The sequence below is a fragment of the Micromonospora sp. NPDC004551 genome (genome assembly GCF_040609975.1).
Classification (GTDB): Bacteria; Actinomycetota; Actinomycetes; order Mycobacteriales; family Micromonosporaceae; genus Micromonospora.
Window position 1 is genome coordinate 161,153 of the sequence record NZ_JBEXLM010000009.1, and the last position, 25,080, is coordinate 186,232.

23 protein-coding genes are annotated in these 25,080 nt (G+C 73.9%); 13 read left to right on the forward strand and 10 right to left on the reverse strand.

From position 1 onward, the window contains the following. The 3 genes from ABZW14_RS13965 to ABZW14_RS13975 all read left to right on the forward strand — a co-directional run bounded on the left by ABZW14_RS13965 (nt 1) and on the right by ABZW14_RS13975 (nt 2,625). Complete coding sequence (locus ABZW14_RS13965; protein ID WP_355344990.1) at nt 1-981, forward strand: SRPBCC family protein; 981 nt, start codon at nt 1-3, stop codon at nt 979-981. A gap of 9 nt (nt 982-990) precedes the next feature. Next, a complete protein-coding gene (locus ABZW14_RS13970; RefSeq protein ID WP_355344993.1) occupies nt 991-2,166 on the forward strand; it encodes a zinc-dependent alcohol dehydrogenase in 1,176 nt (391 codons plus the stop codon). 99 nt (nt 2,167-2,265) lie between these two features. Next, on the forward strand, nt 2,266-2,625 hold the full coding sequence (locus ABZW14_RS13975; protein WP_355344996.1) for a hypothetical protein: 360 nt from the start codon (nt 2,266-2,268) through the stop codon (nt 2,623-2,625). 46 nt (nt 2,626-2,671) lie between these two features. On the opposite strand, the gene ABZW14_RS13980 is transcribed toward ABZW14_RS13975, so the two are convergent. Then, entirely contained in the window at nt 2,672-3,511 is an 840-nt protein-coding gene (locus ABZW14_RS13980; protein WP_355344999.1) for a S1 family peptidase, read from the reverse strand. A gap of 359 nt (nt 3,512-3,870) precedes the next feature. Between ABZW14_RS13980 and ABZW14_RS13985 the strand changes: the two genes are divergently transcribed. Beyond that, complete coding sequence (locus tag ABZW14_RS13985) at nt 3,871-5,283, forward strand: endo-1,4-beta-xylanase (protein WP_355345002.1); 1,413 nt, start codon at nt 3,871-3,873, stop codon at nt 5,281-5,283. Nucleotides 5,284-5,343: 60 nt separating this feature from the next. On the opposite strand, the gene ABZW14_RS13990 is transcribed toward ABZW14_RS13985, so the two are convergent. Then, nucleotides 5,344-6,918, reverse strand: coding sequence for a Na+/H+ antiporter (locus ABZW14_RS13990; RefSeq protein ID WP_355345005.1), 1,575 nt, complete (start codon nt 6,916-6,918; stop codon nt 5,344-5,346). Nucleotides 6,919-6,994: 76 nt separating this feature from the next. Further along, a complete protein-coding gene (locus tag ABZW14_RS13995) occupies nt 6,995-7,615 on the reverse strand; it encodes an L-threonylcarbamoyladenylate synthase (RefSeq protein WP_355345008.1) in 621 nt (206 codons plus the stop codon). 119 nt (nt 7,616-7,734) lie between these two features. On the opposite strand from ABZW14_RS13995, the gene ABZW14_RS14000 reads away from it, so the two are divergent. Continuing rightward, nucleotides 7,735-8,082 carry a hypothetical protein gene (locus tag ABZW14_RS14000; protein WP_355345011.1) on the forward strand — a complete coding sequence of 116 codons (348 nt, stop codon included), beginning with the start codon at nt 7,735-7,737 and terminating at the stop codon, nt 8,080-8,082. A gap of 188 nt (nt 8,083-8,270) precedes the next feature. After that, complete coding sequence (locus tag ABZW14_RS14005) at nt 8,271-9,380, forward strand: glutamate--cysteine ligase (protein ID WP_355345014.1); 1,110 nt, start codon at nt 8,271-8,273, stop codon at nt 9,378-9,380. Nucleotides 9,381-9,390: 10 nt separating this feature from the next. Here the strand turns inward: ABZW14_RS14005 and ABZW14_RS14010 are convergent, their stop codons facing one another. Continuing rightward, a complete protein-coding gene (locus ABZW14_RS14010; RefSeq protein WP_355345017.1) occupies nt 9,391-9,657 on the reverse strand; it encodes a YegP family protein in 267 nt (88 codons plus the stop codon). A gap of 235 nt (nt 9,658-9,892) precedes the next feature. On the opposite strand from ABZW14_RS14010, the gene ABZW14_RS14015 reads away from it, so the two are divergent. Then, on the forward strand, nt 9,893-13,366 hold the full coding sequence (locus ABZW14_RS14015) for a glycosyl hydrolase (protein ID WP_355345020.1): 3,474 nt from the start codon (nt 9,893-9,895) through the stop codon (nt 13,364-13,366). Between the two features lie 44 nt (nt 13,367-13,410). On the opposite strand, the gene ABZW14_RS14020 is transcribed toward ABZW14_RS14015, so the two are convergent. Both ABZW14_RS14020 and ABZW14_RS14025 read right to left on the reverse strand, forming a co-directional pair. Further along, entirely contained in the window at nt 13,411-13,791 is a 381-nt protein-coding gene (locus ABZW14_RS14020) for a VOC family protein (RefSeq protein WP_355345023.1), read from the reverse strand. A gap of 37 nt (nt 13,792-13,828) precedes the next feature. Continuing rightward, nucleotides 13,829-14,452 carry an SGNH/GDSL hydrolase family protein gene (locus ABZW14_RS14025; RefSeq protein WP_355345026.1) on the reverse strand — a complete coding sequence of 208 codons (624 nt, stop codon included), beginning with the start codon at nt 14,450-14,452 and terminating at the stop codon, nt 13,829-13,831. A 280-nt stretch (nt 14,453-14,732) separates the two neighbouring features. On the opposite strand from ABZW14_RS14025, the gene ABZW14_RS14030 reads away from it, so the two are divergent. The 5 genes from ABZW14_RS14030 to ABZW14_RS14050 are packed head-to-tail and all read left to right on the forward strand — an operon-like array spanning nt 14,733 to nt 18,520. Further along, nucleotides 14,733-15,869 (forward strand): ATP-binding protein, encoded by a 1,137-nt coding sequence (locus ABZW14_RS14030; RefSeq protein ID WP_355345029.1) that lies wholly within the window; start codon nt 14,733-14,735, stop codon nt 15,867-15,869. After that, the gene (locus ABZW14_RS14035; protein WP_091258455.1) at nt 15,869-16,318 is read left to right on the forward strand and encodes a roadblock/LC7 domain-containing protein; all 450 of its coding nucleotides are present in this window, start codon (nt 15,869-15,871) and stop codon (nt 16,316-16,318) included. The genes ABZW14_RS14030 and ABZW14_RS14035 overlap by 1 nt, the downstream gene beginning before the upstream one ends. Before the next feature lie 20 nt (nt 16,319-16,338). Further along, nucleotides 16,339-16,680, forward strand: coding sequence for a DUF742 domain-containing protein (locus tag ABZW14_RS14040; RefSeq protein ID WP_355345032.1), 342 nt, complete (start codon nt 16,339-16,341; stop codon nt 16,678-16,680). Then, nucleotides 16,658-17,263, forward strand: a complete 606-nt coding sequence (locus tag ABZW14_RS14045; RefSeq protein WP_355345035.1) for an ATP/GTP-binding protein — start codon at nt 16,658-16,660, stop codon at nt 17,261-17,263. The genes ABZW14_RS14040 and ABZW14_RS14045 overlap by 23 nt, the downstream gene beginning before the upstream one ends. Nucleotides 17,264-17,281: 18 nt before the next feature. Continuing rightward, entirely contained in the window at nt 17,282-18,520 is a 1,239-nt protein-coding gene (locus ABZW14_RS14050; RefSeq protein ID WP_355345038.1) for a styrene monooxygenase/indole monooxygenase family protein, read from the forward strand. 79 nt (nt 18,521-18,599) lie between these two features. On the opposite strand, the gene ABZW14_RS14055 is transcribed toward ABZW14_RS14050, so the two are convergent. The 4 genes from ABZW14_RS14055 to ABZW14_RS14070 form a co-directional block, all read right to left on the reverse strand. Beyond that, the gene (locus ABZW14_RS14055; protein ID WP_355345041.1) at nt 18,600-19,478 is read right to left on the reverse strand and encodes an SDR family NAD(P)-dependent oxidoreductase; all 879 of its coding nucleotides are present in this window, start codon (nt 19,476-19,478) and stop codon (nt 18,600-18,602) included. A gap of 171 nt (nt 19,479-19,649) precedes the next feature. Beyond that, on the reverse strand, nt 19,650-20,681 hold the full coding sequence (locus ABZW14_RS14060; RefSeq protein WP_355345044.1) for a nitronate monooxygenase: 1,032 nt from the start codon (nt 20,679-20,681) through the stop codon (nt 19,650-19,652). A 47-nt stretch (nt 20,682-20,728) separates the two neighbouring features. After that, nucleotides 20,729-21,151, reverse strand: coding sequence for a glutaredoxin domain-containing protein (locus tag ABZW14_RS14065; RefSeq protein WP_355345047.1), 423 nt, complete (start codon nt 21,149-21,151; stop codon nt 20,729-20,731). A 24-nt stretch (nt 21,152-21,175) separates the two neighbouring features. Continuing rightward, nucleotides 21,176-23,968 carry an FAD-binding and (Fe-S)-binding domain-containing protein gene (locus ABZW14_RS14070; RefSeq protein WP_355345050.1) on the reverse strand — a complete coding sequence of 931 codons (2,793 nt, stop codon included), beginning with the start codon at nt 23,966-23,968 and terminating at the stop codon, nt 21,176-21,178. Between the two features lie 187 nt (nt 23,969-24,155). On the opposite strand from ABZW14_RS14070, the gene ABZW14_RS14075 reads away from it, so the two are divergent. Next, entirely contained in the window at nt 24,156-25,016 is an 861-nt protein-coding gene (locus tag ABZW14_RS14075) for a S1 family peptidase (RefSeq protein ID WP_355345053.1), read from the forward strand. The last annotated feature ends 64 nt before the right edge of the window (nt 25,017-25,080 follow it).

Sequence of the window (25,080 nt, forward strand, 5' to 3'; positions counted from 1 at the left end):
ATGACACGAGAGACGACCATGGGGGTCCGCTCGGTGACCGACAATCTCGGGCTCCAGCGGGCGACCGGGGACCAGGGGTCGGAGGGACTCGCGCGCTTCCTGGGCTGGTTCAGCCTCGGCCTGGGCGTGACGGCGCTCGCGGCGGGATCCCGGGTGGCCCGGGCCGCCGGCGTGGACGACTCCCGGACGGCCCGGACGGTGCTGCGGGCCGCCGGCATCCGGGAGATCGGTCATGCCGCGGTGCTGCTGGTGCCGCGCCGGGCCGGGCTGGGGCCCTGGACCCGGGTGGCGGGTGACGTGCTGGACCTCGCCGCGACCGGCCGGGCGTACCGGAACCGGTGCGGCGACCGGCGCCGGCGGCTCGGCCTCACGCTCGCCGCCCTGGGCGGGATCACCGCCCTCGACCTGTACGCCTCGGTGCGCGCCACCCGCAACCGGCGGATCCGCCCGGAGGGCTTCGCGCACGGCGCCGTGACGGTCAACCGCACCCCCGAGGAGGCGTACCGCTTCTGGCATGACCTCGAGAACCTGCCGCGGTTCATGTACCACCTCCGGTCGGTGCGCAGCACCGGCCCGCGGCGCTCCCGCTGGTCGGCGAAGGGGCCGGCCGGCGTGAGCGTGGAGTGGGAGGCCGAGATCGTCGAGGAACGCCGGGACCGACTCATCCGCTGGCGCTCCGTCGACGGCTCCCGGGTGCCCAACTGCGGCACCGTCCGGTTCACCCCGGCGGCCGGCGGCAACGGCACCGAGGTGCGGGTGGAACTGGAGTACGCGGTGCCCGGCCGCCGGGCGGGCACGCTGGTCGCCCGGGCGTTCGGCGAGAACCCGCAGCAGCAGATCTGCGACGACCTGCGGCGGTTCAAACAGGTCATCGAGACCGGCGAGCTGACCCGGTCGGACGGGACACCCGACGGCACGAGCATCCAGACCCAGGCGAAGCAGCGTCCGGCCCGCCCGCTGGCGGCCCACCGGACCGCGTGAGGAGGCACCGTGAAGGCCAACTGCTGGATGGCACCGAACCGGGTGGCCGTCGAGGAGGTACCGGATCCGAAGATCCTCAACCCGCGCGACGCGGTCGTGAAGGTCACCTCTGCGGCGATCTGCGGATCCGACCTGCATCTGCTCGACGGGTTCATCCCGGCCATGAAGCGCGGCGACGTGCTGGGCCACGAGTTCATGGGCGAGATCGTCGAGCTGGGCTCCGGGGCGCGGGACGGGCTGCGCGTCGGCGACCGGGTGGTCGTCGGCTTCCCCATCGCCTGCGGGGACTGCGCCTCGTGCCAGCGCGGCCTCTACTCCGTCTGCGAGAACTCGAACCCGAACGCGGCCATCGCGGAGACCGCCATGGGCCACACCCCCGCCGGCATCTTCGGCTACTCGCACCTCATGGGCGGGTACGCGGGCGGGCAGGCCGAGTACGTCCGCGTGCCGTACGCCGACGTCGGCGCGCTCAAGATCGAGGACGGCCTCCCGGACGAGCAGGTGCTGTTCCTGTCCGACGTGCTGCCCACCGGTTACATGGCCGCCGAGATGGGCGAGGTGAAGCCCGGTGACGTGGTGGCGATCTGGGGCGCGGGCCCGGTCGGCCAGTTCGCCGCGGTGAGCGCCTTCCTGCTCGGCGCCGAGCAGGTGATCGTCATCGACCGGTTCCCGTACCGGCTACGGATCGCCCGGGACCGGGCCGGCGCGGAGACGATCAACTACGAGGAGACCGACGTCCTGGACACGCTGCGCGAGATGACCGCCGGCCGCGGGCCGGACGTCTGCATCGACGCAGTCGGCATGGAGGGGCACCACCCCTCGGCGGCGCTGCACGCGTACGACCGGGCCAAGCAGGCGGTGAAGGCGGAGACCGACCGGCCGCACGCGCTGCGCGAGGCGATCCTGGCCTGCCGCAACGGCGGCACCGTCTCGGCGATCGGGGCGTACGGCGGGTTCATCGACAAGTTCCCCATGGGATCGTTCATGAACCGGTCGCTGACCCTGCGCTCCGGGCAGGCCCACGTGCAGCGCTACATGCGCCCGCTGCTGGAGCGCATCCACAAGGGTGAGATCGACCCGAGCTTCATCATCACCCACACGATGCAACTGGACGATGCTCCCCACGGCTACGACATCTTCAAGAACAAGCAGGACGACTGCCTGAAGGTGGTGCTCAAGGTCTGAAAATTTCCACCGATCGAGGCGCATCATATTGAAGGTTGTTTGCGGCACCGGCTAGGCTCCGAGGAAGTGATCCACTATCCACCTTGGAGGGGTCGGACCATGCGCAAGCTCATGTCGGCGGTCGGTGCGGGGGCGTTGCTGACGGCGGGACTGTTCGTCGGCGCCGCACCGGCGCAGGCGGCGTCCTGCACCCTGGTGCAGTCCGAGATCTACAACGGGGCCAACCTGATCGCCTGGGCCCGCGGCCTGGAGGGCTGCTCCGGCGACGTCTACTGGGAGATCCAGTCGGGCGACAGCGGCAGCTGGCAGGTCACCGAGAGCGGCACCACGCACTACGACAACCAGGTCGGCAACTACTACGGCGACGTCGACCTGCCGTGCTACCTGCGGGTGTATGCGAAGTTCGGCACGCAGGAGAAGCTCACCCAGCCGGTGCGGAACAACAACTGCGCCGGCTGAGCGGACGGGCCGGGCGGGGGTGTCTCGGCACCCCCGCCCGGCGCGGTCACGGAATGGTGAGGCCGTACGCGGCGAGGATCTCGGTGATCGGCTGGTAGTAGCTGGTGCCCCCGGAGGTGCAGTTGCCGCTGCCGCCGGAGAGGATCCCGATCACCGTGCCGGTGGAGGCCACGTAGAGCGGGCCGCCGCTGTCCCCCGGTTCCGCGCAGATGTTGGTGCGGATCAGCCCGCTCACCGAACCCTCGGCGTAGTTGACCGTCTGGTTCAGGCCGGTGACGAGGCCGCACCGCACGCCGGTGGTGGCGCCGCTGCGGCAGACCGCCTGGCCGACGTACGCGTTGCCGGCGCCGTTGATGGTGACCTGCCCCGGATAGGTGTACACCGCGCTGGGGTGGGCGACCGTGCCGGTGTAGCGGACCACGCCGTAGTCGTTGCCGGGGAAGCTGGTCCCGGTCCGGCTGCCGAGCACCGTGGTGCGGGCGCTGTCGGCGTACCAGGTGCCGGCCAGGTTCGTGCAGTGCCCGGCCGTGACGAAGTAGTAGGTGCTGCCGCTGCGCACGTTCGCGCCGAGTGAGCAGCGGCCGCCGCCACTGTAGATCGCCTGGCCGCCCGCGATCAGGGTACGCAGCCGGCCGGGCTCGTGGCGGAGCACCGCGCCGGCCCGGGCCGCGGTGCGCCGCAGCGCGGCCAGCTCGGCGCCGGTGACCGTGTCGTCGACGGTGAGCGTCATCCGGCCGCCGGCCGGATCGAATCCCCACGCGGTGCCCGCGGTGCGTACCGCGGCGAGCCCGGTGGGCGCGGGGTCGGGGGCGGTGCCGGCCCAGGCGGCGGACGGGGTGCTGGCGAGCAGGGCGGTCAGGGCGAGGACGGCGAGCGATCGGCGCATCCGGGATGCCTCCTCCATCGTCGAGGATCGATGCCTGTCCAGCATCCGCCCCGACCGCCCCCGGTTCAACCCTCCGGTCCGGCCGCCCCACCCACCCGGGCGCCGCCGGGCTCCGGAAGTTTCGGCCCCTCGCGCGGAAGTGGGTCCGCCCTACCGGCAAAAAGCCCCACCAATCGAAGCAGTTAAGTTTTCGAAAGCCTTCCGGTACTCTCGCTCCAAAGATTCGCTTCGATCAACTCACGGTGGCGGGGAACCTTCCCCACCCCGCGCGGCCTCCGGGCGGCCGCGCACGAGCCGACCACCGTGGCGGGCAGTGGTCGGGGCGACCGTCCACACCGAACGGCTAGGAGAGGCTTCAGATGGACAAGGTGCTCGCCCGCGGCAGCGGGAGCGCGGTGGCCCGGTCGCGCCCGCGTACCGCGGTGCTGTCGATGATGGCCGGCGTGGCGGTCGTAGCCGCCACGGTGGCGGCGGCGACCGGCGCCAGCGCCGGCACGACGCTCGGGGCGTCGGCGGCCGAGAAGGGTCGCTACTTCGGCACCGCGGTGGCCGCGAACAAGCTGTCGGACGCCACGTACGTCGGCATCCTGAACCGCGAGTTCAACATGGTCACACCGGAGAACGAGATGAAGTGGGACGCCACCGAGCCGTCCCAGGGCCAGTTCAACTACACCAACGCCGACCGGATCGTCAGTCACGCGCAGGCCAACGGCATGCGGGTCCGCGGCCACGCGCTGGCCTGGCACTCGCAGCAGCCGGGGTGGGCGCAGAACCTGTCCGGCACCGCCCTGCGGCAGGCGATGGTCAACCACATCACCCAGGTCGCCACCCACTACAAGGGCAAGATCTACGCCTGGGACGTGGTGAACGAGGCGTTCGCCGACAGTGGCGGCGGCCGCCGCGACTCCAACCTCCAGCGCACCGGCAACGACTGGATCGAGGTGGCGTTCCGGACCGCCCGGGCCGCCGACCCCGGGGCGAAGCTCTGCTACAACGACTACAACACCGACAACTGGACCTGGGAAAAGACGCAGGCCGTGTACAACATGGTCAAGGACTTCAAGGCACGTGGCGTGCCGATCGACTGCGTCGGCCTCCAGTCGCACTTCAACAGCGGCTCGCCGTACCCGGGCAACTACCGCACCACCCTGCAGAACTTCGCCGCCCTCGGCGTCGACGTGCAGATCACCGAGCTGGACATCGAGGGGTCGGGCACCACCCAGGCCACCACCTACGGCAACGTCGTCAAGGACTGCCTGGCCGTGTCCCGCTGCACCGGCATCACGGTGTGGGGCATCCGGGACACCGACTCCTGGCGGGCCAGCGGCACCCCGCTGCTCTTCGACGGCAACGGCAACAAGAAGCCCGCGTACACGGCGGTGCTCGACGCGCTGAACGCCGGCGGCACCACCCCGCCGCCGACCACCCCGACGACCCCGCCGCCCACCACCAACCCGCCGACCACGCCCCCGCCGTCGGGCAACGCCTGCACCGCGTCGTTCACCACCGACCAGTGGCAGGGCGGCTTCGTCACCACCGTCCGGGTCACCGCCGGAGCCGCACCGCTCAACGGGTGGGCGGTCGGGCTGACGCTGCCGGCCGGCGCGAGCCTGGTCAACACCTGGAACGCCCAGCCGAGCGGCACCAGCGGCGCGCTGACCTTCCGCAACGTCGCCTACAACGGCCAGGTCGGCGCGGGCGGCAGCACCGAGTTCGGTTTCCAGGGTTCGGGCACCGCCCCCTCCGGCGCCCCCACCTGCACCGCGGGCTGACCGACCGGCCCGGCGCGGGTGCGGCCGCGCCGGGCCACCGCCGCCTCCGGCGGCCGGCGTTCAGTCCTCCGGCTCGGGGCCGAGCAGCCGGATCTCCTCGATGTCGATGGCCGCCTGGAGCTGCCGCAGCACCGCGTCGTCGATCTGGTTGCTGTTGCGCAGCCGGGTGACCTCCTGCCGCTTGCGGTCCAGCACGCCGAGCCGCAGCCGCCGGGTCATCTCCCGCTCCTCGTCGGCCTGGTCGCTGCGCGGGGAGCGGACGTCGGCCAGATGGTCCTGGTAGTCGGCGCGGAGCCGGTCGACGGTGTCCGTGTCGGCGCCCAGTTCGGCGGCGACCTGGGGCAGCGCGTCCAGGGCGGCCTCGGTGGCCCGGATCCGGGCCCAGCGCACCTCGTCCTCCCGCTCCCGGTCCCCCATGAGGCGGGCCCAGCTGACCACGGCCGGCAGGGTGGTGCCCTGCACCAGCATGATCAGCACGATCACCACCACGGTGACGAAGATGATCAGGTCGCGCTCGTGCACGGGGGATCCGTCGTGCGCGGTGACCGGCACGGCCAGCGCGGCGGCGAGCGAGACCGCGCCCCGGAACCCGGCCCAGCCGGCGGCGGTGCGGACCCGGGCGTCGAAGCGGCGGGCGCGGCGGGACTCCCGGCGGTCCAGGCCCTGCAACCCGCCCACCGACAGGTGCACCCAGATCATGCGGGTGGCGGTCACCACCAGAACGATCACCACCGCGATGCCGAACGACTCCAGCGGCGAGTGGCTGGTGATGCTGCGCAGCGATCGGGGCACCTGCATGCCCAGCAGCACGAAGAGGCTGCCGTTGATCATGAAGGTGGAGAGGTCCCAGAACGCGTACGCGGTGATCCGGGAGCGGGCCCGGATCACCCGCGGCCCCGCGTAGGAGAGCACCAGACCGGCGACCACGACCCCGAGCACCCCACTGGCGTGCACCGCGTCGGCGAGCAGGAAGGCGACGAACGGGGTGAGGATGCTCAGCCCGCCTTCGCGCATCGGGTCGTCCACGTGCTTGCGGATCAGGACGACCACACCACCGACCAGCAGGCCGGAGAGGACCCCGCCGAGCGCCTTGCCGACGAACTGGCCACTCAGCTCGAGCGCGTTGGGCACCGCCCCGCCGGCGATCACCCCGACGGTCACCGCGAAGAGGACCAGCGCCGTGCCGTCGTTGACGAGGCTCTCCGCGCGCAACGTGGTGAGGATGCCGCGCGGCATCCGCTTGGCCAGGCCGGCCACGGCGGCGGCGTCGGTGGGCGCGAGCACCGCGCCGAGCACCCAGGCGGCGGCGGGCTCGACGCCGAGCCCCTGCGCCACGTACGCCACGGCGACCATCGTGAGGATCACCAGCGCCACGGCGAGCAGGGAGATCACCAGCAGGTTGGCCCGGATCTCGCGGAGGCTGACGACCAGGCTCTCCCGGTAGAGGATGGCCGGGAGGAAGAGCAGCAGCACCACCTCGGGTTCGAGGATCACGTTGTCGAACGGCGGCAGCAGCCCGAGCCCCGCCCCCATGGCGATGAGCAGCACGGGCGGCGCGACGCTGTACCGGCCGCCGATGGTGGTGCCGACGAGCACGGTGGCGCCGAGCACCGTGATCAGCACGAGTGCGCTCACGCCGTACCCCCGTCACCGTCCGCCGGATCCCACGGTGCCCCACGGTCGGGCCGCGGCGGGGTGGAACGGCCGATCGCTACTCGAAGCGGGACGGGTCGCCGGCGCCGCGGCGCAGGATCTCCGGTTCCGGCCCGGACAGGTCGACCACCGTGGTCGGCTCCAGGCCGCAGTCCCCCGCGTCGACCACGGCGTCGACCAGGTGGTCGAGCCGTTCCTTGATCTCCCACCCCTGGGTCAGCGGCTCCTCCTCGCCGGGGAGGAGCAGGGTGCTGGACAGCAGCGGCTCGCCGAGTTCGGCCAGCAGCGCCTGGGTCACCGTGTGCTTCGGTACGCGGACACCGACGGCCCGCCGCCGCGGGTCCTGGAGACGCCGGGGCACCTCGGGGGTGGCCGGCAGGATGAACGTGTAGCTGCCCGGGATGGCGGCCTTGACCTGGCGGAAGACCGCGTTGCTGAGCTTGACGAACTGGCCCAGCTGGGCGAAGTCGCGGCACACCAGGGTGAACGGGTGCCGCTCGTCGAGCCGGCGGATGTCCCGGATCCGCTCGACCCCGGCGCGGTTGCCGAGCCGGCACCCCAGCGCGTAGCAGGAGTCGGTCGGATAGGCGATCAGGCCGTCGGCGCGCAGGAGGTCCACCACCTGCCGGAGCACCCGGGGCTGGGGATTGTCGGGATGCAGGTCGTAGTACCTCGCCACGTCGGTCAGCCTAAGCCGCGGGCCCCCGTGGGAGCGAGCGGAGAAAGATCGGCGTGACCAGGTTTGGCGTACGGGCGTTCTGGAAACAGAGGGGCGGCTCGAAGAGGGGGGACCTGACCATGTCCGAAACCAGCACAGACCGTGCCGACCGTCCGGCCGAGGTGACCGATCCGCTGCTGTGGGGCCTGTCCGCGGCGGTCGCCGACGCCCACCAGCCCGACGACGACCAGGTGTGCGTCAGCCCGAGCTGCGCCGGCGCGGCCTGGCCGTGCGCCGCCTGGAACAACGCCCAGGAGGGGCTGCGGGCCGCCCGGAGCCTTCCCCCCGCCCCACCGGCCGAGGCGCCGACCCCGGAGCAGGGCGACGCCACGGTCGCGGGGCCCGGCCGGGACGACCCGTTGACCGGATGGTCAACGGCCCTGGTGCCGGCCGGCCGCGCGGAGCGGCTCGCCGTCACCGCCGCCTGACGGGTCTCCTCCGCGGCGGCCCACCCCGCGGCGGGCCAGCGGAAACGGCCACCGGCCGCCCAGAACGGCCCGTACCGTCGAGGTGAGTCGGCCCGCGCGCCAGCGACGCGCCCGTCGCCGACCTGCCCGAGCGGCACACCGGCACGGGTTCGCCGCGCCGCGTGCCGGCCGCACCCGGAGGTGAGCCCGTGGCGCCCGTCCCGGCGGTCTGCACGCTCGGCGTGGAAGAGGAGTACCTGCTCCTGGACCCGGTGACCGGGCAGAGCCTGCCCGTGGCGGATCGGGTGCTCGCCGCGCTCTCCGGCCCGAGCCGCGAGCAGAGCCGGCAGGAGTTCCGGCACAGCATGGTCGAGATGGTGACCCCGATCTGCACCGACCTGGCCGAACTGCGGGGACACCTCGTGATGCTGCGCCGGGCCGCGGCCGAGGCGGCCGAGGCGGCGGGGGCACGGCTGGTGGCCGTCGCGGCGACGCCCGTGTGCGAGCCGCACCGCTCGGTGCCGGACAAGGACCGCTACCGGGCCATGTCGCACCGGTTCGGGCCGGTGGCGCACGACCCGGCGGTCTGCGGCTGTCACGTCCACGTCGGGGTGCCGGACCGGGAACTCGCCGTGCAGGTCTGCAACCACCTGCGGCCCTGGCTGCCGGTGGTGCAGGCGCTCACCGCCAACTCCCCCCTGCACGACGGGCGGGACACCGGGCACGCGAGCTGGCGCGCCATCCAGTTCGACCGCTGGCCGAGCGTCGGGCCGACCCCGCACTTCGAGTCCGCCGCCGACTACGACCGGACCGTCCGCGACCTCGTCGACGCCGGCATCATGCTGGACCCGCAGATGGTCTACTGGTACGCCCGCCCGTCCGTCGCCTACCCCACGGTGGAGATCCGGGTGGGCGACGTCTGCCCGACCGTGGACGACACGGTGCTGGTCGCCGGCGTGCTGCGGGCGCTGGTCGCCACGGCGTCCGAGGACGTACGGGCCGGCCGGCCCGCGCCGCGGATCCGGGACTGCCTGGTGGCCGCGGCGCACTGGCGCGCCGCGCACGACGGGGTGGACGGTGACCTGGTCGACCTGCGCGCGGGCGGGTCGCGGCCGGCCTGGGATCTGATCGACGAGATGATCGCCACCGTGAGCCCCGCGCTGGCCGACTACGGCGACCTGGACCTGGTGCGTCGCCAGCTCGACCGGCTGCGCCGCGAGGGCAACGGGGCGACGCGGCAGCGGCGGATCCTGGCCGGCACCGACGGGGACGTCCGGGCGGTCCTGGACGAGTTGGCCGCGCGCACCCTCGACGCCTGAGCGGCGGGTCTCAGACGGGCGGGATCCCCGACCGCCCGATCCGGGCCAGGTCGGGTTCCCCGTCGACCGTCCGGCTCGGCGGCGTCCCGGTCGGCTCGGCCGGCTCGGGCCCCTCCTCGATCTCCGCGCCGCCGATCTCGCGCATCATGTCCGCGACGACGGCGAGCGCGGTCGCCTTGTCGGGGTACTGCCGCCCGGTGGCAATGACCTGGCCGTCTTCGGCCAGCAGGGTGAACCCGTAGGTGCCGGTGTCGGAGGCGGCGATGAGGAACTTCATCCCCGCCCCTTACCCGGGCGGCGCGCGGCGACACTCCGGGCGGCCGCGGGGCTGGTCAGGCGGCTCTGGATCACCGCGTCCGGCCCGTTCAGGGTGATCGAGAGAGCGCTCTCTTTCGTCACGAGACATTGACGAGCGCGTAACCGGAACCTAACCTCGCTCCTCAAGAGAGCGCTCTCACGGCGGGCCGCACCCCGCACCCCCCACCTCCCTCATCGTGAAGGGAACCCCTCCCATGACACTCTCCCTCCGGGCCTTCTCGCCCGGCGACCCTCCACCGGCGAGCCCTGCCCGGCGTCCGGCCGGCCGGCGCGTGCTCGTCCTCGCCGCCGCGTCCGTCCTCGTGGCCGGGCTCGGTGTCGTGGTGGCGGGCGGCGGCACCGCCACCGCCGGCACGGTCGGCGCGGGCAGCTACACCGAGACGCTGCCGCCCGGCGCCGTCCTGCCGAAGGGTTGCGGCGACATCAGCACCAACCCGCGCCTCTTCACCACCGCGGACGCCCCGAAGGGGGCGATCCCCACCAACGACTGGTGGTCGTCGCTGATCTGGAAGCGCAACAACTGCGCCACCAGCGAGAACATGCAGGCCCACCCGCTGGCGTACCACGCGGAGAACGACGGGCTCGGGCTGTCGTACACCACCACGCCGGCGATCAGCGGCAGCGCCACCGGGGTCGGCGAGTACCACTTCCCGTACACCGAGGACGTCCGGGTCGGTATGGCCGGTCTCGCCGCGCCGGTGGTCAAGGCCGCCGACTGGACGGACTGGACGGTCACCGCCGACTGGAGCGACGGGACGCGCACCATGCGCGCCACCATCGGGCACGGCCTGCCGTTCAGCTACTACACGGTCAGCGGCGGCGGCGCGCAGCTCACCGCCGCGGTGACGCCCACCGTGTGGACCAACTCCGGCTCGACCATCGGCTTCACGGTCCACGGCCACGACTACGTCGCGTACGCCCCGACCGGTGCGACCTGGAGCGTCAGCGGTGCCCGCATCAGCTCCACCCTGGCCGGCAGGAACTACTTCTCGGTCGCGGTGCTCCCCGGGAACGCCGACCGGGCCGCCCTCGCCACCGAGTTCGGCCGGTACGCCCACGCGCACGTCACCGGCACGAAGATGAGCTACGCCTACGACCCGGCGACCGGCACGGTCCGCACCACCTACGCCGTCACCACCACCCCGCGCGAGGGCACCGAGACGAAGACTGTCGTGGCGCTCTACCCGCACCAGTGGCGCAGCCTGACCGGCGCCACCCCGATCACCCCGGCGTACGTCTCGGCGCGCGGCGCGATGCGGGTCCTCACCGGCGTCTCGTCCTTCACCACGAGCATGCGGTTCACGGGGGTGCTGCCCGAGGTGCCGGCGGTCGGCGACTCGTCCGGCGCGGACCTGAGCACGGTCACCGGCTACCTCAACGCCGAACTGGCCAACCCGGAGGGGATCAGCGGCAAGGACACCTACTGGGCCGGCAAGGGCCTCGGGCGGGCCGCCCGGATCGCCGAGATCGCCGATCAGCTCGGCCTCACCACGGTCCGCGACGCGGCGGTCGCCGCCATGAAGGCCCGGCTGACCAACTGGCTCACCGCCGGCTCCGGTGAGACCGGCCAGCTGTTCCACTACGACCGCAACTGGGGCACGCTGATCGGCTACCCCGCCTCGTACGGCTCGGACGAGGACCTGAACGACCACCACTTCCACTACGGCTACTTCGTCGCCGCCGCCGCCACCGTCGCCAAGTTCGACCCGGCCTGGGCCGACGACACCCGCTACGGCGGCATGGTGGACCTGCTCATCCGCGACGCCAACAACTACGACCGCGCCGACAGCCGCTTCCCCTACCTGCGCGACTTCGACATCTACGCCGGCCACGACTGGGCCTCCGGCCTCGCACCCTTCTTCGCCGGCAACAACCAGGAGTCCTCCTCGGAGGGGATGAACTTCGCCAACGCCCTCATCCAGTGGGGACAGGCGACCGGTGACACCGCCGTCCGCGACGCCGGGGTCTTCATCTGGACCACCCAGGCCGCGGCGATCGCCGAATACTGGTTCGACGTGCACGACGAGAACTTCCCGTCCGCCTTCGGCCACAAGACGGTCGGCATGGTGTGGGGCGACGGCGCGGCGTACTCCACCTGGTTCTCGGCGGCGCCCGAGATGATCCAGGGCATCAACATGCTGCCGATCACCGGCGGCCACCTCTACCTCGGCGACGACCCCGCCTACGTGAAGGCCAACTACAACGAGCTGGTCACCAACAAGGGCGGGCCGCCGACGGTGTGGCAGGACATCCTCTGGGAGTTCCTGGCCCTCGGCGACGGCGATCAGGCGCTGCAGAACCTTCGGGCCAACAGCACGTTCGCCGGCGAAGAGGGAGAGAGCAGGGCGCACACCTTCCACTGGATCCGCAATCTGGCCGCACTGGGCAACGTGGACCCGACGGTCACCGCGAACCACCCGCTGGCCAAGGTCTTCAAGAAGGGCACCGCCCGTACGTACGTGGCGTCGAACATCACCGCCCAGCCGTTGACGGTGAGCTTCTCCGACGGCACGACGTTGACCGTCCCGGCCGGCCGGACGGCCACCTCGGGCGCGCTGACCTGGAGCGGAGGCAACGCCACCGGCGGCGTGGTCGTCCCCACCGGACCGCCGCCGACCCCGACGGACCCGCCCACCCCCACGCCGAGCAGCCCGTCGCCGACCAGCCCGAGCCCGACCACTCCGCCCCCGTCGTTCAACCCGACCCGGTACCTGCTCGCGGCCGGAGCGCTCGGGGGCACGGCCGGCGCGGCCGGCACGGTGTCGGTGGCCGCGGCGAACGGCAACCACGACGGCACCCCGGCCAACCCGCAGGTGTTCACGGCCACCGGGCTGACGGGCGCGTACAACGGCGGGTCGACGGTGTTCGACCTGGCCGTGGACGCGGGCACCGCGGTCGGCAACGGCGTACAGGCCCGGGTCTCGTACGACCTGACCGGCGACGGCACCGCCGACCGGGTGGAGACCTACGCCTACTACGCCACCGACCCGGTGACCGGGGTCGAGCACTACCGGCAGACCCAGGGCCTGAAGTCGGCCACCGGGACGCTCGGCGACCTCGTCGACGGCAGCGTCAAGGTCGAGGTCTGGAACGCCATCGGCAGCGGGGCCACCACGCTGGGCGTCGGGAACTCCTCCCAGCTCGTGCTCCCGTACACCGCCACCGGCCCGACCCCGTCGCCCGGCGATCCGCCGACCGGCTTCGCGGCGGACCGGTACCTGGCCGGTCAGACACTGACCGCCGCGGCCGGCGCCGCGGCCGGCGCGCCGGTGCCCGCGGCCGGCGGCTCCTGGGTGGGCAGCCCGCACAACCCGCTGGTCTTCATCGCCACCGGCCTCACCGCCCGGTACGCCGGCGGCCAGACCCGCTTCGACCTGTTCCTCGACGCCGGTACCACCGTCGGAAACGGCACCCAGGTCCGGGTCTCCTACGACCTGACCGGCGACGGCAGCGTCGAGCGGGTGGAGACGTACCAGTACTTCGCCACCGACCCGGTCACCGGCTGGGAGCACTACACCGAGGCCCGCGGCCTGTACGCGGGCGTGGGCACGCTCGGTGACCTGGCGGGCGGGACGGTGAAGGTCGAGGTGTGGAACGCCATCGGCAGCGGCAGCACCACACTGGGCACCGGCAACCGCTCGAAACTCACCCTGCCGTACACCGCCTGACGGCGACCGGCGGTGCCCCGGCCCACCGAGGCCGGGGCGCCGCCTCACTCCCAGCGGGTGGCCGTCGCGGCGAACAGCTCCGGGTCGCTGGCCACCGGGATCACGCAGAGCAGGTGGCCGCCCGGCGCCCGCAGCACGTGGCAGTCGAGCCAGCGGGAAACCGGGGTGGCGCCGAGGCCGACCAGCCGGTCCACCTCGGCAGCCACGTCGTCGGTCTCGATGTCCAGGTGGTGGCGGGGCGCGTCGTCCACCGACTGCACGGCGGTGATCAGACCGGGCACCACGTCCACCAGGTCGGTGAACTGCGGCTCGGCCGGGTCGGTGCGGGCCGGCGCGCCGAGCGCGGCGGACCAGAACGCGGTCGCCGGCGCGGCGGCGTCGCGGGGCGCGTCGAGGATCAGGGCGTACAGGCGGGAGCGGTGCATCCGCCGAGCCTAACGACGATCGGCGTCGATGGCAGGCTCAGGCCGACGGGGTGACCGCCCGCAGCCAGGCCTGGGCGATCAGCGCGTGGCCGAACGGGGTGGGGTGCACCCCGTCGCGGGCCCAGACGCGACCGTCCACACCGGCGGCCTGGAACAGCTCGTCCACCGCCACCAGCGTCGCGCCGAACTCGGCAGCCAGCTCGCGGACCACCGCGACCTTCGGGTCGAGGTCCTCCCGCCACGCGTGCTGCGCGTCGTCCAGCGGGACGACGAAGGGCTCGACGAGGACGAGTCGGGCGCCCAGCGGCCGGGTGGACTCCAGCACGTGCCGGTAGTCGCGGCCGAAGTCGGCGGCGCTCGTCGGGTCGTCGCGGGTGTAGCGCCGCCAGGTGTCGTTGATGCCGATCAGCACCGACACCACCTGCGGGGCGAGGGCCAGGCAGTCGGTCTCCCAGCGGGCCCGCAGGTCGCGTACGCGGTCGCCGCTGATCCCCCGGTTCAGGAAGGTGGCCCCGTGGCGGGGGTGGCGGGCGGTGAACCAGGCGGAGGCCATCATGGCGTAGCCGGTGCCGAGATCGTCACCGGACCGGTCCCGGCCGGCGTCGGTGATGCTGTCGCCGATGAAGAGCACCCGGCCGCCCTGCGGCACCTCCACCGTCATCCGCCCGTCCCCTTCCCGCGCCCCGGCCTTTCCATGATCATGCCGTAGGCCGATCGCCGCGCTTCCGGCGGCCGACCGCCGGAAAAAATCCGCCGTCCGGCTGTTGCGTTTCGCGGCCGGGGACCGATCACACATCCGTGGCAGCGCGACAACCGAAGTGTGAAAACCTCACCAAGTTGCCCTGCAACGTTGCAATCGGCGCACAAGCGATGGTTGACTGCTGCACCATGCCAGAGCCGAAGATCACGGACAGGCCGGTTCTTTCGTGAGAAGCACGGACATGAGCCGGCGGCGGACGACCTGGCGGCAGCGGGCGGCCCGCTGGCTGGATCCCACCGTCGCCCGCTGGGACGTCGTGCCGCCGGAGACCCCCGAACCCCCGCCGCGGGAGGAACCCGGGTCCGGCCCGTGGCCCGCCATCTGCGACCAGTTCGCCCTGCGGATCCTCGCCGCGGCGTACCAGATGGGCAGTCACCTGGAGGCCGTGGAGGCCGACGAGCAGGACCCCGACCGCCTGGAGCGGCTCTACCGCATCGACCACGCGAACACCCGGATCCGGCGGCACGCCGAGAACCTCCAGGTGCTGCTGGGCCGCCGGGTCGAGGACGCGGACCCGCAGACCGTCCCCCTCGTCGACGTGGTCCGCGCCGCCGCCTCCGCGGTCGAGCACTACCCGCGCATCCGGGTGGGCCACGTGGTCGAGCTGGCGGTGGTCGAGTTCGCGGCCGACGACGTGATCCGCGTGCTCACCGAGCTGCTCGACAACGCCACCCGGTTCTCCCCGCCCACCGCGGCCGTGACCGTGTCGGCGTTCGTCACCGAGGACGGCGGCGTCCTGCTGCGGATCGAGGACGCCGGGGTGGGCCTGCACCCCGACCACCTCGCGCAGCTCAACGCGCTGCTCAGCGGCCGGCCGGCCACCCCGGTCACCCTCGACCCCGCGGCCCACCTCGGGCTCGCCGTGGTGGCCCACCTGGCCGTCGCCCACCAGCTGCGGGTCGCCCTCACCACCCGGCCCCCCGGCGGGACCACCGCGACCGTCGCCGTCCCCGGCGCGCTGCTCTGCGAGATCCCGGCCCCGGAACCGGCCGCCGCCGCGCCCGCGCCGCCGCCGGCCTGGCCGCCCGCCCGCCGCGGGACCGACCCCTGGAGTACGCCGATGGCCGCGCCCCGCGACGGCGCCAACACGCCGACCCTCCGGCTGACCACCCTCGACGGCCCGGCCGGCGACGCGCCGGACACCCCCGGGCTGCCCCGGCGGGTGCCCGGGAGCGTCCGCGACCAGGTCCCGGCGCCCCGAACCCCGGCCGACCCCGGCGCGGGCTCCCCGCCCGAGGACTGGCCGGACGAGACGGCGGCCTTCGCGGCCGGCGTCAGCGACGCCCGCACCCCCACCTACCGAGAAGGACGGCAGTGATGACCCACGCGTACCCGGGAAGCGGCACGAGCAACGGGCTGCCCGACTGCGCCTGGCTGATCCGGCAGTTCGTCGAGGACGTGCCCGGGGTCAACCACGCGATGCTGGTGTCGCTGGACGGCCTGCAACTCGCCGCCTCGCGCGGCGTCGGCCGCGACCTGGGCGACCAGCTCGCCGCGCTGACCGCCGGCCTGCTCAGCATGGCCGACCGCAGCGCCGCCCTGCTGGAGCTGGGCTCCGCCGAGTACCTGACCGTCCGGCTGCCCCGCGGGCACCTGCTGTTCATGCGGGTGGGCGAGTCCGCGGGCCTGGCGGTGGCCGCCGCGCCGGGCTGCGACCTGCGGGTCGTGTCGTACCGGATGACGCAGTTCGTGGGCGCCGTGTGGCACGCCCTCACGCCGGCCGTGCGGCACGAGCTGCACCGGATGACCGCCGCACAGGCCCGCTGACCGGCCGGAGGACGAGGATCATGCCGCTGAGGTACTGGAAGGTCCGGCCGTACGTGCTGACCGCCGGCCGCACCCGCACCCGGCAGCCGCTGCTGGTGCACACCCTGGTGTCGGTTCCCTACTACGACGCCGTCTTCGCCGCCGGGCTGCTGCCCGAGGCCCGCTCGCTGTACGAGCACGCCCGCCGGGCGGCGCGCTCGGTGGCCGAACTCTCCGCGGTGTGCGGGATCTCCCTGGGGGTCACCCGGGTCGTCGTCGACGACCTGGCCGCCACCGACCGGCTGCTGGTCCACAGCGACCACGACAACGTCGACTTCCGCCTCCTGGAGAGACTGCGCGATGGCCTCCGCAAACTCGCCTGACAACCCGCTGCTGACCTCGGCGAAGATCGTCATCGCGGGCGGCTTCGGGGTCGGCAAGACCACCTGCGTCGGGTCGATCTCGGAGATCCCGCCGGTCAACACCGAGGCGTGGATGACTGCGGCCAGCGAGACCGTGGACCGGCTCGACCCCGGCATCGACAAGACGACCACCACGGTGGCCATGGACTTCGGCCGGCTCACCATCGGCCCCGACCTGGTGCTCTACCTGTTCGGCACGCCGGGACAGCCCCGGTTCTGGCCGATGTGGGACGACCTGTGCCGGGGCGCCGTCGGCGCGCTGGTGCTCGCCGACACCCGCGACCTGGCGGCCTCGTTCCCGGCGGTCAACTACTTCGAGCAGGACAGCGACGTGCCCTTCGTGGTCTGCGTGAACCTCTTCGACGGGATGCTGCAGCACCCACTCGACGACGTCCGCGCCGCGCTCGCGCTGCCGGCCCACGTACCCCTCACCGCGTGCGACGCCCGCGACCCCTCGTCGGTGGCGCGGGCGCTGCTCACGGTCGTGGAACACGCCATGTCCCGCACCCCCCGGCCCACCGCGGGCGCGCTCGCGGCGCGGTAGCACAACCCTGGAGGAACCATGCGCAGAATCCTGATCGTCGGGGCCGGACAGTCCGGGCTCCAGCTCGCCCTGACCCTGCAGGCCGAGGGGTACGACGTCACGGTGATGTCGGCCCGCACGCCCGACGAGATCCGCCGGGGCTGGGTGATGAGCACCCAGGCCATGTTCGGCCCCGCGCTCGCCACCGAACGCCGGTACGGGCTGGACCGGTGGCAGGACCGGGCACCCCGGATCGAGGGGCTGCACGTCTCGCTCTCCGCGCCGCCCGGCGAGCGGGCGCTGCGCATCGCGTGCCCGCTCGACGAGCCGGCGCAGAGCACCGACCAGCGGATCAAGATGGCCGACTGGCTGGAGCTGTTCGAGCAGCGTGGCGGGACGGTGCTCTACCAGACGGTGACCACCAGCGACCTGGACGGCCTGGCCCGGCTCGGCCGCTACGACCTGACCGTGGTGGCCGCCGGCAAGGGAGACCTGGTGGGCGTCTTCGACCGCGACCCGGCCCGCTCGGTGTACGACGCGCCGCAGCGCGGGCTGGCCGTGGCGTACGTGCACGGGATGACTCCGGACCCGCTGCTGCCCGTGCCGCACGTCAGCTTCAACGCGGTGCCCGGGCTGGGCGAGCTGTTCGTCATCCCCGCCCTGACCCACTCCGGTCCCTGCGAGATCCTGTTCTGGGAGGCGGTGCCCGGTGGGCCGCTGGATCTGTGGACCGAGCGGCGCGACCCGGCCGAGCACCTGAAGCTCACCCTCGACCTCATCCACCGCTACACCCCGTGGATCTACGAGCGGTGCGCCGAGGTGGAGCTGACCGACGGGCGGGCCACCCTGTCCGGGCGGTACACGCCGACGGTCCGGCACCCGGTGGCGGAACTGCCCTCGGGGGGGCTGGTGCTCGGCATGGCCGACGTGGTGGTGGCCAACGACCCGATCACCGGCCAGGGCAGCAACACCGCCGCCAAGTGCGCCGACGCGTACCTGGGCGCCATCCTGGAGCACGGCGACCGGCCCTTCGACCGGGACTGGATGACGCGGACCTTCGAGCGCTTCTGGACCGCGACCGGAGAGGCCGTCACTGGCTGGACGAACGCCATGCTGCAACCGCTGCCGCCGCACGTGCAGCAGATCCTCGGTGCGGCCGCCGGCAACCCGGTGGTGGCCCGCCGGTTCGCCAACGGGTTCGGCGACCCGAACGACTTCCGGGACTGGTTCCTGACCCCGGACGCGGCCGAGCGCTACCTGGCCTCGGTCGCCGGCTGACCGTCCGGCGGCCGGGAGCCGCCGCCCTCCGGGTGGCTCCCGGCCGCCGCGGCTTCGCGGGACGGGTGTCGATGGCCGGTCAGGCGGTCACGTGGGCGCTGTCGCCGGCCGTGGCGGCGAACGACGTGCCGCTGACCATCCGCGCGCCGTCCGAGGCGAGGAACACCACCAGCGGTGCGACATCCTCCGGCTGGACCCACGGCACACCCAGCGGGGTCTTCGCCCGCAGCGCCTCGACCGCGCTCCGCTCGTCGGCGGCCGGATCCCCGGACGGCGTCTTCCCGCCCTCGACGACGGCCTGCGCGTAGCGGTCCTCGTGCCGGGTCAGGGCCGTGTCGACCAGGCCGGGGATCACCGCCTTCACCGTGATCCCGTGCGCGCCCAGCTCCAGCGCCGCCGACTTGACGAGCCCGATGAGCCCCCACTTCGACGCCGAGTAGGCCGCGCCGTTCTTCGTGCCGTGCTGGCCCTGGGTGGACGAGGTCACCACGATCCGCCCGCCGCCGCGGCGGACCAGCAGCGGGGCGAACACCCGCAGCACGTTCGCGGTGCCGGTGAGGTTGACATCGATCTGGTCGTGCCAGTCCGGGTCGGCCATCTCGAGCAGGGGCTTGAACGCCTGGATGCCGGCGTTGGCGAAGAGCACGTCCACGCCGCCGTACTCGCGCTCGACCGCCGCGGCCACCGCGCGCACCGCCCCGATGTCACGCTGGTCGGCGACGTGTGCGGACCAGCGCACACCAGCGCCGGTGACGCGCCGGCCGGTCTCGGCAAGGTCGTCCGGAGTGGCCGGCGGGAAGTCGAGGATCGGGCTCACCGGCCCGGCCACGTCGACCCCGGCCACGTCCGCGCCCGCCTCGGCGAGCGCCACGGCGGCGGCCCGGCCGATCCCGCGCGCCGCGCCGGTCACCACGGCGACCCGCCCGGACAGCGGTCGTGCCGACGGCGCTGCGGACATCGGACCACCCCCCGTTCCGCCGCCCGTCGACGGCGTCCTCTCGCACCGTAGACCGGTCCGGCCGCGCCCCGCCCGGGGATCGCCACCGCCGGGTCCTGCAGATCTTGGCGACTTACCGTTTGCTTCGAACGGGAAGTCTCCAAGATCTGCGGCGGTTGGCGGCCGGGTGGGTCAGAGGGTGCGGGTCAGGTCCGTCAGGATGTCGGCGGCCGGGGCGTCCCGGCCGCCTCGCCAGCCGGTGCCGGCCCACAGGTGCAGCCGGTCGGCGTCCCCGGCCGCGGCCGCGGCGACGCGCCGCGGCCGGGTCAGATGGTGCAGCGCGGGGTAGCCGAGCGGGGCGGCCGCCTCGTTACGGTCGATGAATTCGTTGCGCAGCCCGCGCGCCGGGCGGCCGGTGAAGGCTCGGGTGACCACGGTCCGGTCCCGCCGCGGGTCGGCCAGCGCGTCCCGGTGGGTGCGGCCGGTGCCGGCCTCGCCGGCCCGCAGCAGCAGCGTGCCGACCAGCACGCCGGTGGCGCCGGCGGCCAGCGCCGCCCGGACGTCCCCGGGACCGCCGATCCCGCCGGCCCCGAGCACGGGCAGCCCGGTGCCGCCGGCCACCAGCGCGACCAGGTCGGGTAGCGGGCGCGGCGGCGGCGGGGCGTCCGGGGTGAAGGTGCCCAGGTGCCCGCCGGCCGCGCCGCTCTGCGCGACCAGCCCGTCCACCCCGCGGCCGGCCGCGGCCGCCGCCTCGGCGGGGTCGGTCACCGTGACCAGCACCCGGGTTCCGGCCCGCTGCAGCTGCCGGACCACCGGCTCGGGCGGCAGGCCGAACGTGAAGCTGACCACCGGCACGGGGTCGGCGAGCAGGAGGTCGAGCTTCGCCGGCCAGTGGTCGTCGTCCTCGGTGCGCGCGGCGGCCGCCAGGTCGAGGCCGTAGGGCGTGCCCTCGGCGGCGATCCGGGTCGCGTAGCGGCGGAACTCCGCCTCGGCCACAGGCACCGGCGTGGGCACGAAGACGTTCACCCCGAACGGCCGCCCGGCGGCCCGCAGCTCGGCGATCTCCCCCGCGACCGCCTCCGGCGTCTTGTAGCCGGCGGCCAGGAACGCGAACGCCCCGGCCGCGCCGACCGCCGTCGCCAGCCCCGTGGTGGTCGGCCCGCCGGCCATCGGCGCCGCGACCACCGGCAGGTCCACCCCGAGCAGTTCCCGTATCGCGTCCACGGCCCCAGTCTGCCCGCCCACCGACCGCCACACCCCCGGGCCCTCCGTCAGGCCGGGAGGCGCTCGCGAAGCCAGGACGGCTCGGGGTTCACCACGGCCTCGCCGGGCAGCACCACCGTCGGGACGGTCTCGTCGCCGCCGGTGACCGCCCGCACCGCCGCCGCCCCGTCCGGGTCGCGCCAGATGTTCACCCAGTACGCGCGCCCGGCGCGGTGACCGAGCCGCAGCCGCAGGCGCAGGCAGTAGCGGCAGCCGGGCCGCCAGTAGATCACCGGGCGGCCGTCGCGCGCGCTGCGCTCCCGCGCCTCGGCGGCGGTCAGCGACCGCGGGAACACCAGCGGCGAGAAGAGCGCCGCCAGCACCCCGAAGACCAGCAGCTCGACGACACCCACCACCGGGCTGTACGCCCGGACCGCGACGACCACCCCGAGCACCAGCATCAGGCCGGCCATCCACCAACTACGCAGCACGTCGCGGGATGCTACCCGCCCCGGTCACGCGGTCGCGTCGGCCAGCAGTTCGAGCAGGTGGCGGTACGGCTGCCCGGTGGCCCGGGCCATGCCGATCTCGCAGGTGCGGTTCACCGAGGCGTACCCGTCGAAGGGGCGGCCGGCGACGGCCGCGGCCTCGGCGCGGGTGGCCGACGCGGTCAGCTCCGGATGCAGCAGGCCCCGGTCGCCCGCGAACCCGCAGCACTGCCAGCCCTCGGGCACCACCACCTCGTCGGCGACCGCGCGGGCCACGGCGAGCAGCGCGTCGTCCAGCCCGAGCCGGGTGGACGAGCAGGTGGGGTGCAGCGCGAGGGAGCCGAGCCGGCGGCGCACGGTGAGCCGGGGCAGCAGCTCGGTGGCCGCGTACGCGACGGCGTCGACCACCCGCAGGTCGCCGGCGTCGGCGAGCAGCTTCGCGAAGCCCTCGGTGCAGGAGGCGGCGTCGCTGACCACGGGCAGCGCGCCGTCGCGGCTGGCCGCCCGCAGCGCCGGCGGCACCCGGTCCCGCACCGCCTCGTAGCCGGCCGTGAGGCCCTTCGAGGACCAGGGCGTGCCGCAGCACATGCTGCCGATGCCGTCGGGCACGAGCAGGCGCACGCCGGCCCGGTCGGCGAGGGTGAGCAGGGCGGCGGACACGCCGGACCCGCCCTGCGCCGGGGCGAACAGGGTGCCGAGGCAGGACGGCACGAAGACGGCGTCCGGCTCGTCGGACGGGTGGGGTCGGCGCGGCCGGCCGCCCCGGGGCAGGTCGCGTCGCCACTGCGGCACGCGTTCGGGGCCGAGGACGGCGCGGGCGGCCCGGGTGGCCGCCTCGGGCAGCGCGGGCGGCAGCGCGCCGGCCAGGTCCAGCCCGCGGGACATGCCCCGCGTGGTGGCGCCCCAGCGGCGTGCGGCGCCCCGCCAGCCGGCCTGCGCGACCCCGCCGTTGCGGTCGGCCCGCAGCCGCTTCACCAGGTCGCCGGTGTTGATGAGGACCGGGCAGGCGGTGGCGCACATGCCGTCCACGGCGCAGGTGTCCACCGCGTCGTAGTCGTAGGCGCGTTCCAGTTCCTCGGCGAGGGCCGGGTCGCCGGCGGCGCGGGCGGCGGCGATCTCCCGGCGCAGCACGATCCGCTGCCGGGGCGTGGTGGTCAGGTCGCGGCTCGGGCAGACCGGCTCGCAGTAGCCGCACTCGACGCAGCGGTCCACCTCCTCCTCCACGGTGGGCACCGTCTTCAGGTGCCGCATGTGGACGTCCGGGTCGTCGCTGAGCAGCACGCCCGGGTTGAGCACGCCGTCCGGGTCGCAGAGCGTCTTGACCTCGCGCATCACCGCGTACAGCTCGTCGCCGAACTGGCGGCGCACGTAGGGGGCCATCACCCGGCCGGTGCCGTGCTCCGCCTTCAGTGTGCCGCCGTGGCCGAGGACCAGGTCGACCATCTCCTCGGTGAAGTCGGCGTAGCGCGCCGGGGCGGCGCCGCCGGCGAACCGCTCGTTGAGCATGAAGTGCAGGTTGCCGTCCTTGGCGTGACCGAAGATGACGCTCTCCTCGTACCGGTGCCGGTCGAAGAGGTCGGCGAGCGCGGCGCAGGTGCCGGCCAGGGCGTCGACCGGGACGGCGATGTCCTCCAGCAGGGCGGTGGTGCCGGACGGGCGGGCGCCGGCCACGGCCGCGTACAGGCCCTTGCGGATGTGCCAGAGCGCGGCCCGGGCGGCGGCCTCGCCGCTGAGCCGGGCCGGGGTGGTCAGCGGCAGGCCGGCCAGCACCGGCCGGGCGGTGGCGACGCGCTCGGCCAGCGCCTCCGGGTCGGACTCCTGCCACTCCACCAGCAGCGCCGCGTGGTCGCGGACGGCCAGGCCGCGCAGCGCGGCGTCCGCCCGCGGGTCCCGCTGGGCGACCCGCAGGGCGGCCGCGTCGAGCAGCTCGATCGCCGCCGGCCCGGCGGCCACCAGCGCCGGCATGGCGGCCATCGCCGCGCCCAGGGTGTCGAAGACCAGCAGGCCGGTCGCGGCGTGCCGGTGCACGGGTACGGTGCGGAAGGTCGCCGCCGCGACGAAGGCGAGCGTGCCCTCGCTGCCCACCACGAGCCGGGTCAGCAGGTCGGCGGGGTCGTCGTGATCGAGGAAAGCGTTCACGCCGTACCCCATGGTGTTCTTCATGGCGTACTGGGCGCGGATCCGGCGCACCGAGTCGGGGTTGCCGCGGACGCGGTCGCGCAGCCGCAGCAGACCGGCGTGCAGGTCCGGCTCGGCGGCGCGCAGCCGGGCGTCGGCGTCCGGGGCGCCGGTGTCGAGCACGGTGCCGCTGGGCAGCACCAGCAGCAGCGACTCCAGGGTGCGGTAGGTGTTGAACTCGGTGCCGCAGGTCATCCCGCTGGAGTTGTTGGCGACCACCCCGCCGACCGTGCAGGCGGACTCGCTGGCCGGGTCCGGGCCGAGCTTGCGGCCGTAGGGGGCGAGCCGGGCGTTGACGTGCCGCAGCACCACCCCGGGCTGCACCCGCACCCGCCGACCGTCGTCGAGGACGTCGAGGTCGCGGAAGTGCCGCCGGGTGTCCACGAGCAGCCGGTCGGTCACCGCCTGGCCGCTGAGGCTGGTGCCGCCCGAGCGGAAGGTCAGCGGGGTGCCGGTGCGGCCGCTGTGCCGCAGCAGGGCGGCGACCTGGTCGGCGTCGGCCGGGGTGACGACCGCGCTGGGGTGCAGCAGGTAGTGCGACGCGTCGTGGGCCAGCCGGAGCCGGTCCGCCGCCCGGGTGGCCACCCCACCGGGCACCACCGCCTCCAGTCCGGCCCGCGCGTCGCCGCTCAGCTCCACCATGATCGCCGCACCTCCCGAGCCCACCCTAGTCAGGACCGGGCGACGCGCCATGACCCCTTGCCTCCGCATCGACCTGGGTGGATACTCGCCGCTACAGCGTTCGTCGAGGTCGCATCCCGAGCCGGCCCCGGCGACACGGCATGGACGCCGACGCAACCGGCGGCCTTCACCGTCCGAGGAGAAGACCGTGAGAATCCGCCGAAGCCGACTCACCCCCCTGCTCGCCGCGACCGTCGGACTGGTGGCCGCCGGCGCCTTCGCCGTGCCGGGCGCCGCCTCGGCCGCCGCGCCGAGCTTCACCGCCGACCAGCTGTCCCGGGTCGACTCCGCCGTCGCGGCCTCCGGCGTCGACGGCATCGCCTGGCGCGTGGACGCGGCATCCCACCGCGTGGTGGTGACCGCCGACGAGAGCGTCTCGGCCGCCGAACTCGCCACACTCAAGAAGAGCGCCGGAGCCCAGGCCGGCGCGATCCGGGTGGACCGGGCCAAGGGGGTCTTCCGGCCGCTGCTCGCGGCCGGTGACGCCATCTACGGCGGCGGCTACCGCTGCTCGCTCGGTTTCAACGTGGTGAAGTCGGGCGTCTACTACTTCCTCACGGCCGGGCACTGCGGGAACGTGGCCAACACCTGGTACACCAACTCCGGCCAGACCACGCTCATCGGCCCGACCACGAACTCCAGCTTCCCCGGCAACGACTACGCGCTGGTCCGTTACGACAACGCCTCGCTCAGCCACCCGGGCGGCTACACGGCCGCGAACGCGTTCGTCGGCGAGGCGGTCAAGCGCACCGGCTCGACCACCGGCACCCACAGCGGCACCGTGACCGCCTTGAACGTGACGGTCCGCTACCAGGGCAGCGGCACCGTGAAGGGCATGATCCAGACCACGGTGTGCGCCGAGCCGGGCGACTCCGGTGGCCCGCTCTACGACGGCACCAAGGCGCTGGGCATCACCTCCGGCGGCAGCGGTAACTGCCGGACCGGCGGCACCACCTTCTTCCAGCCGGTCACCGAGGCGGCGAGCGCGTACGGCGTGACCGTCTACTGAGACGCGGCACAGGGGACCCGCACCCGCACCGGGTGCGGGTCCCCTCGTGTGTCCCTAGCGTCCG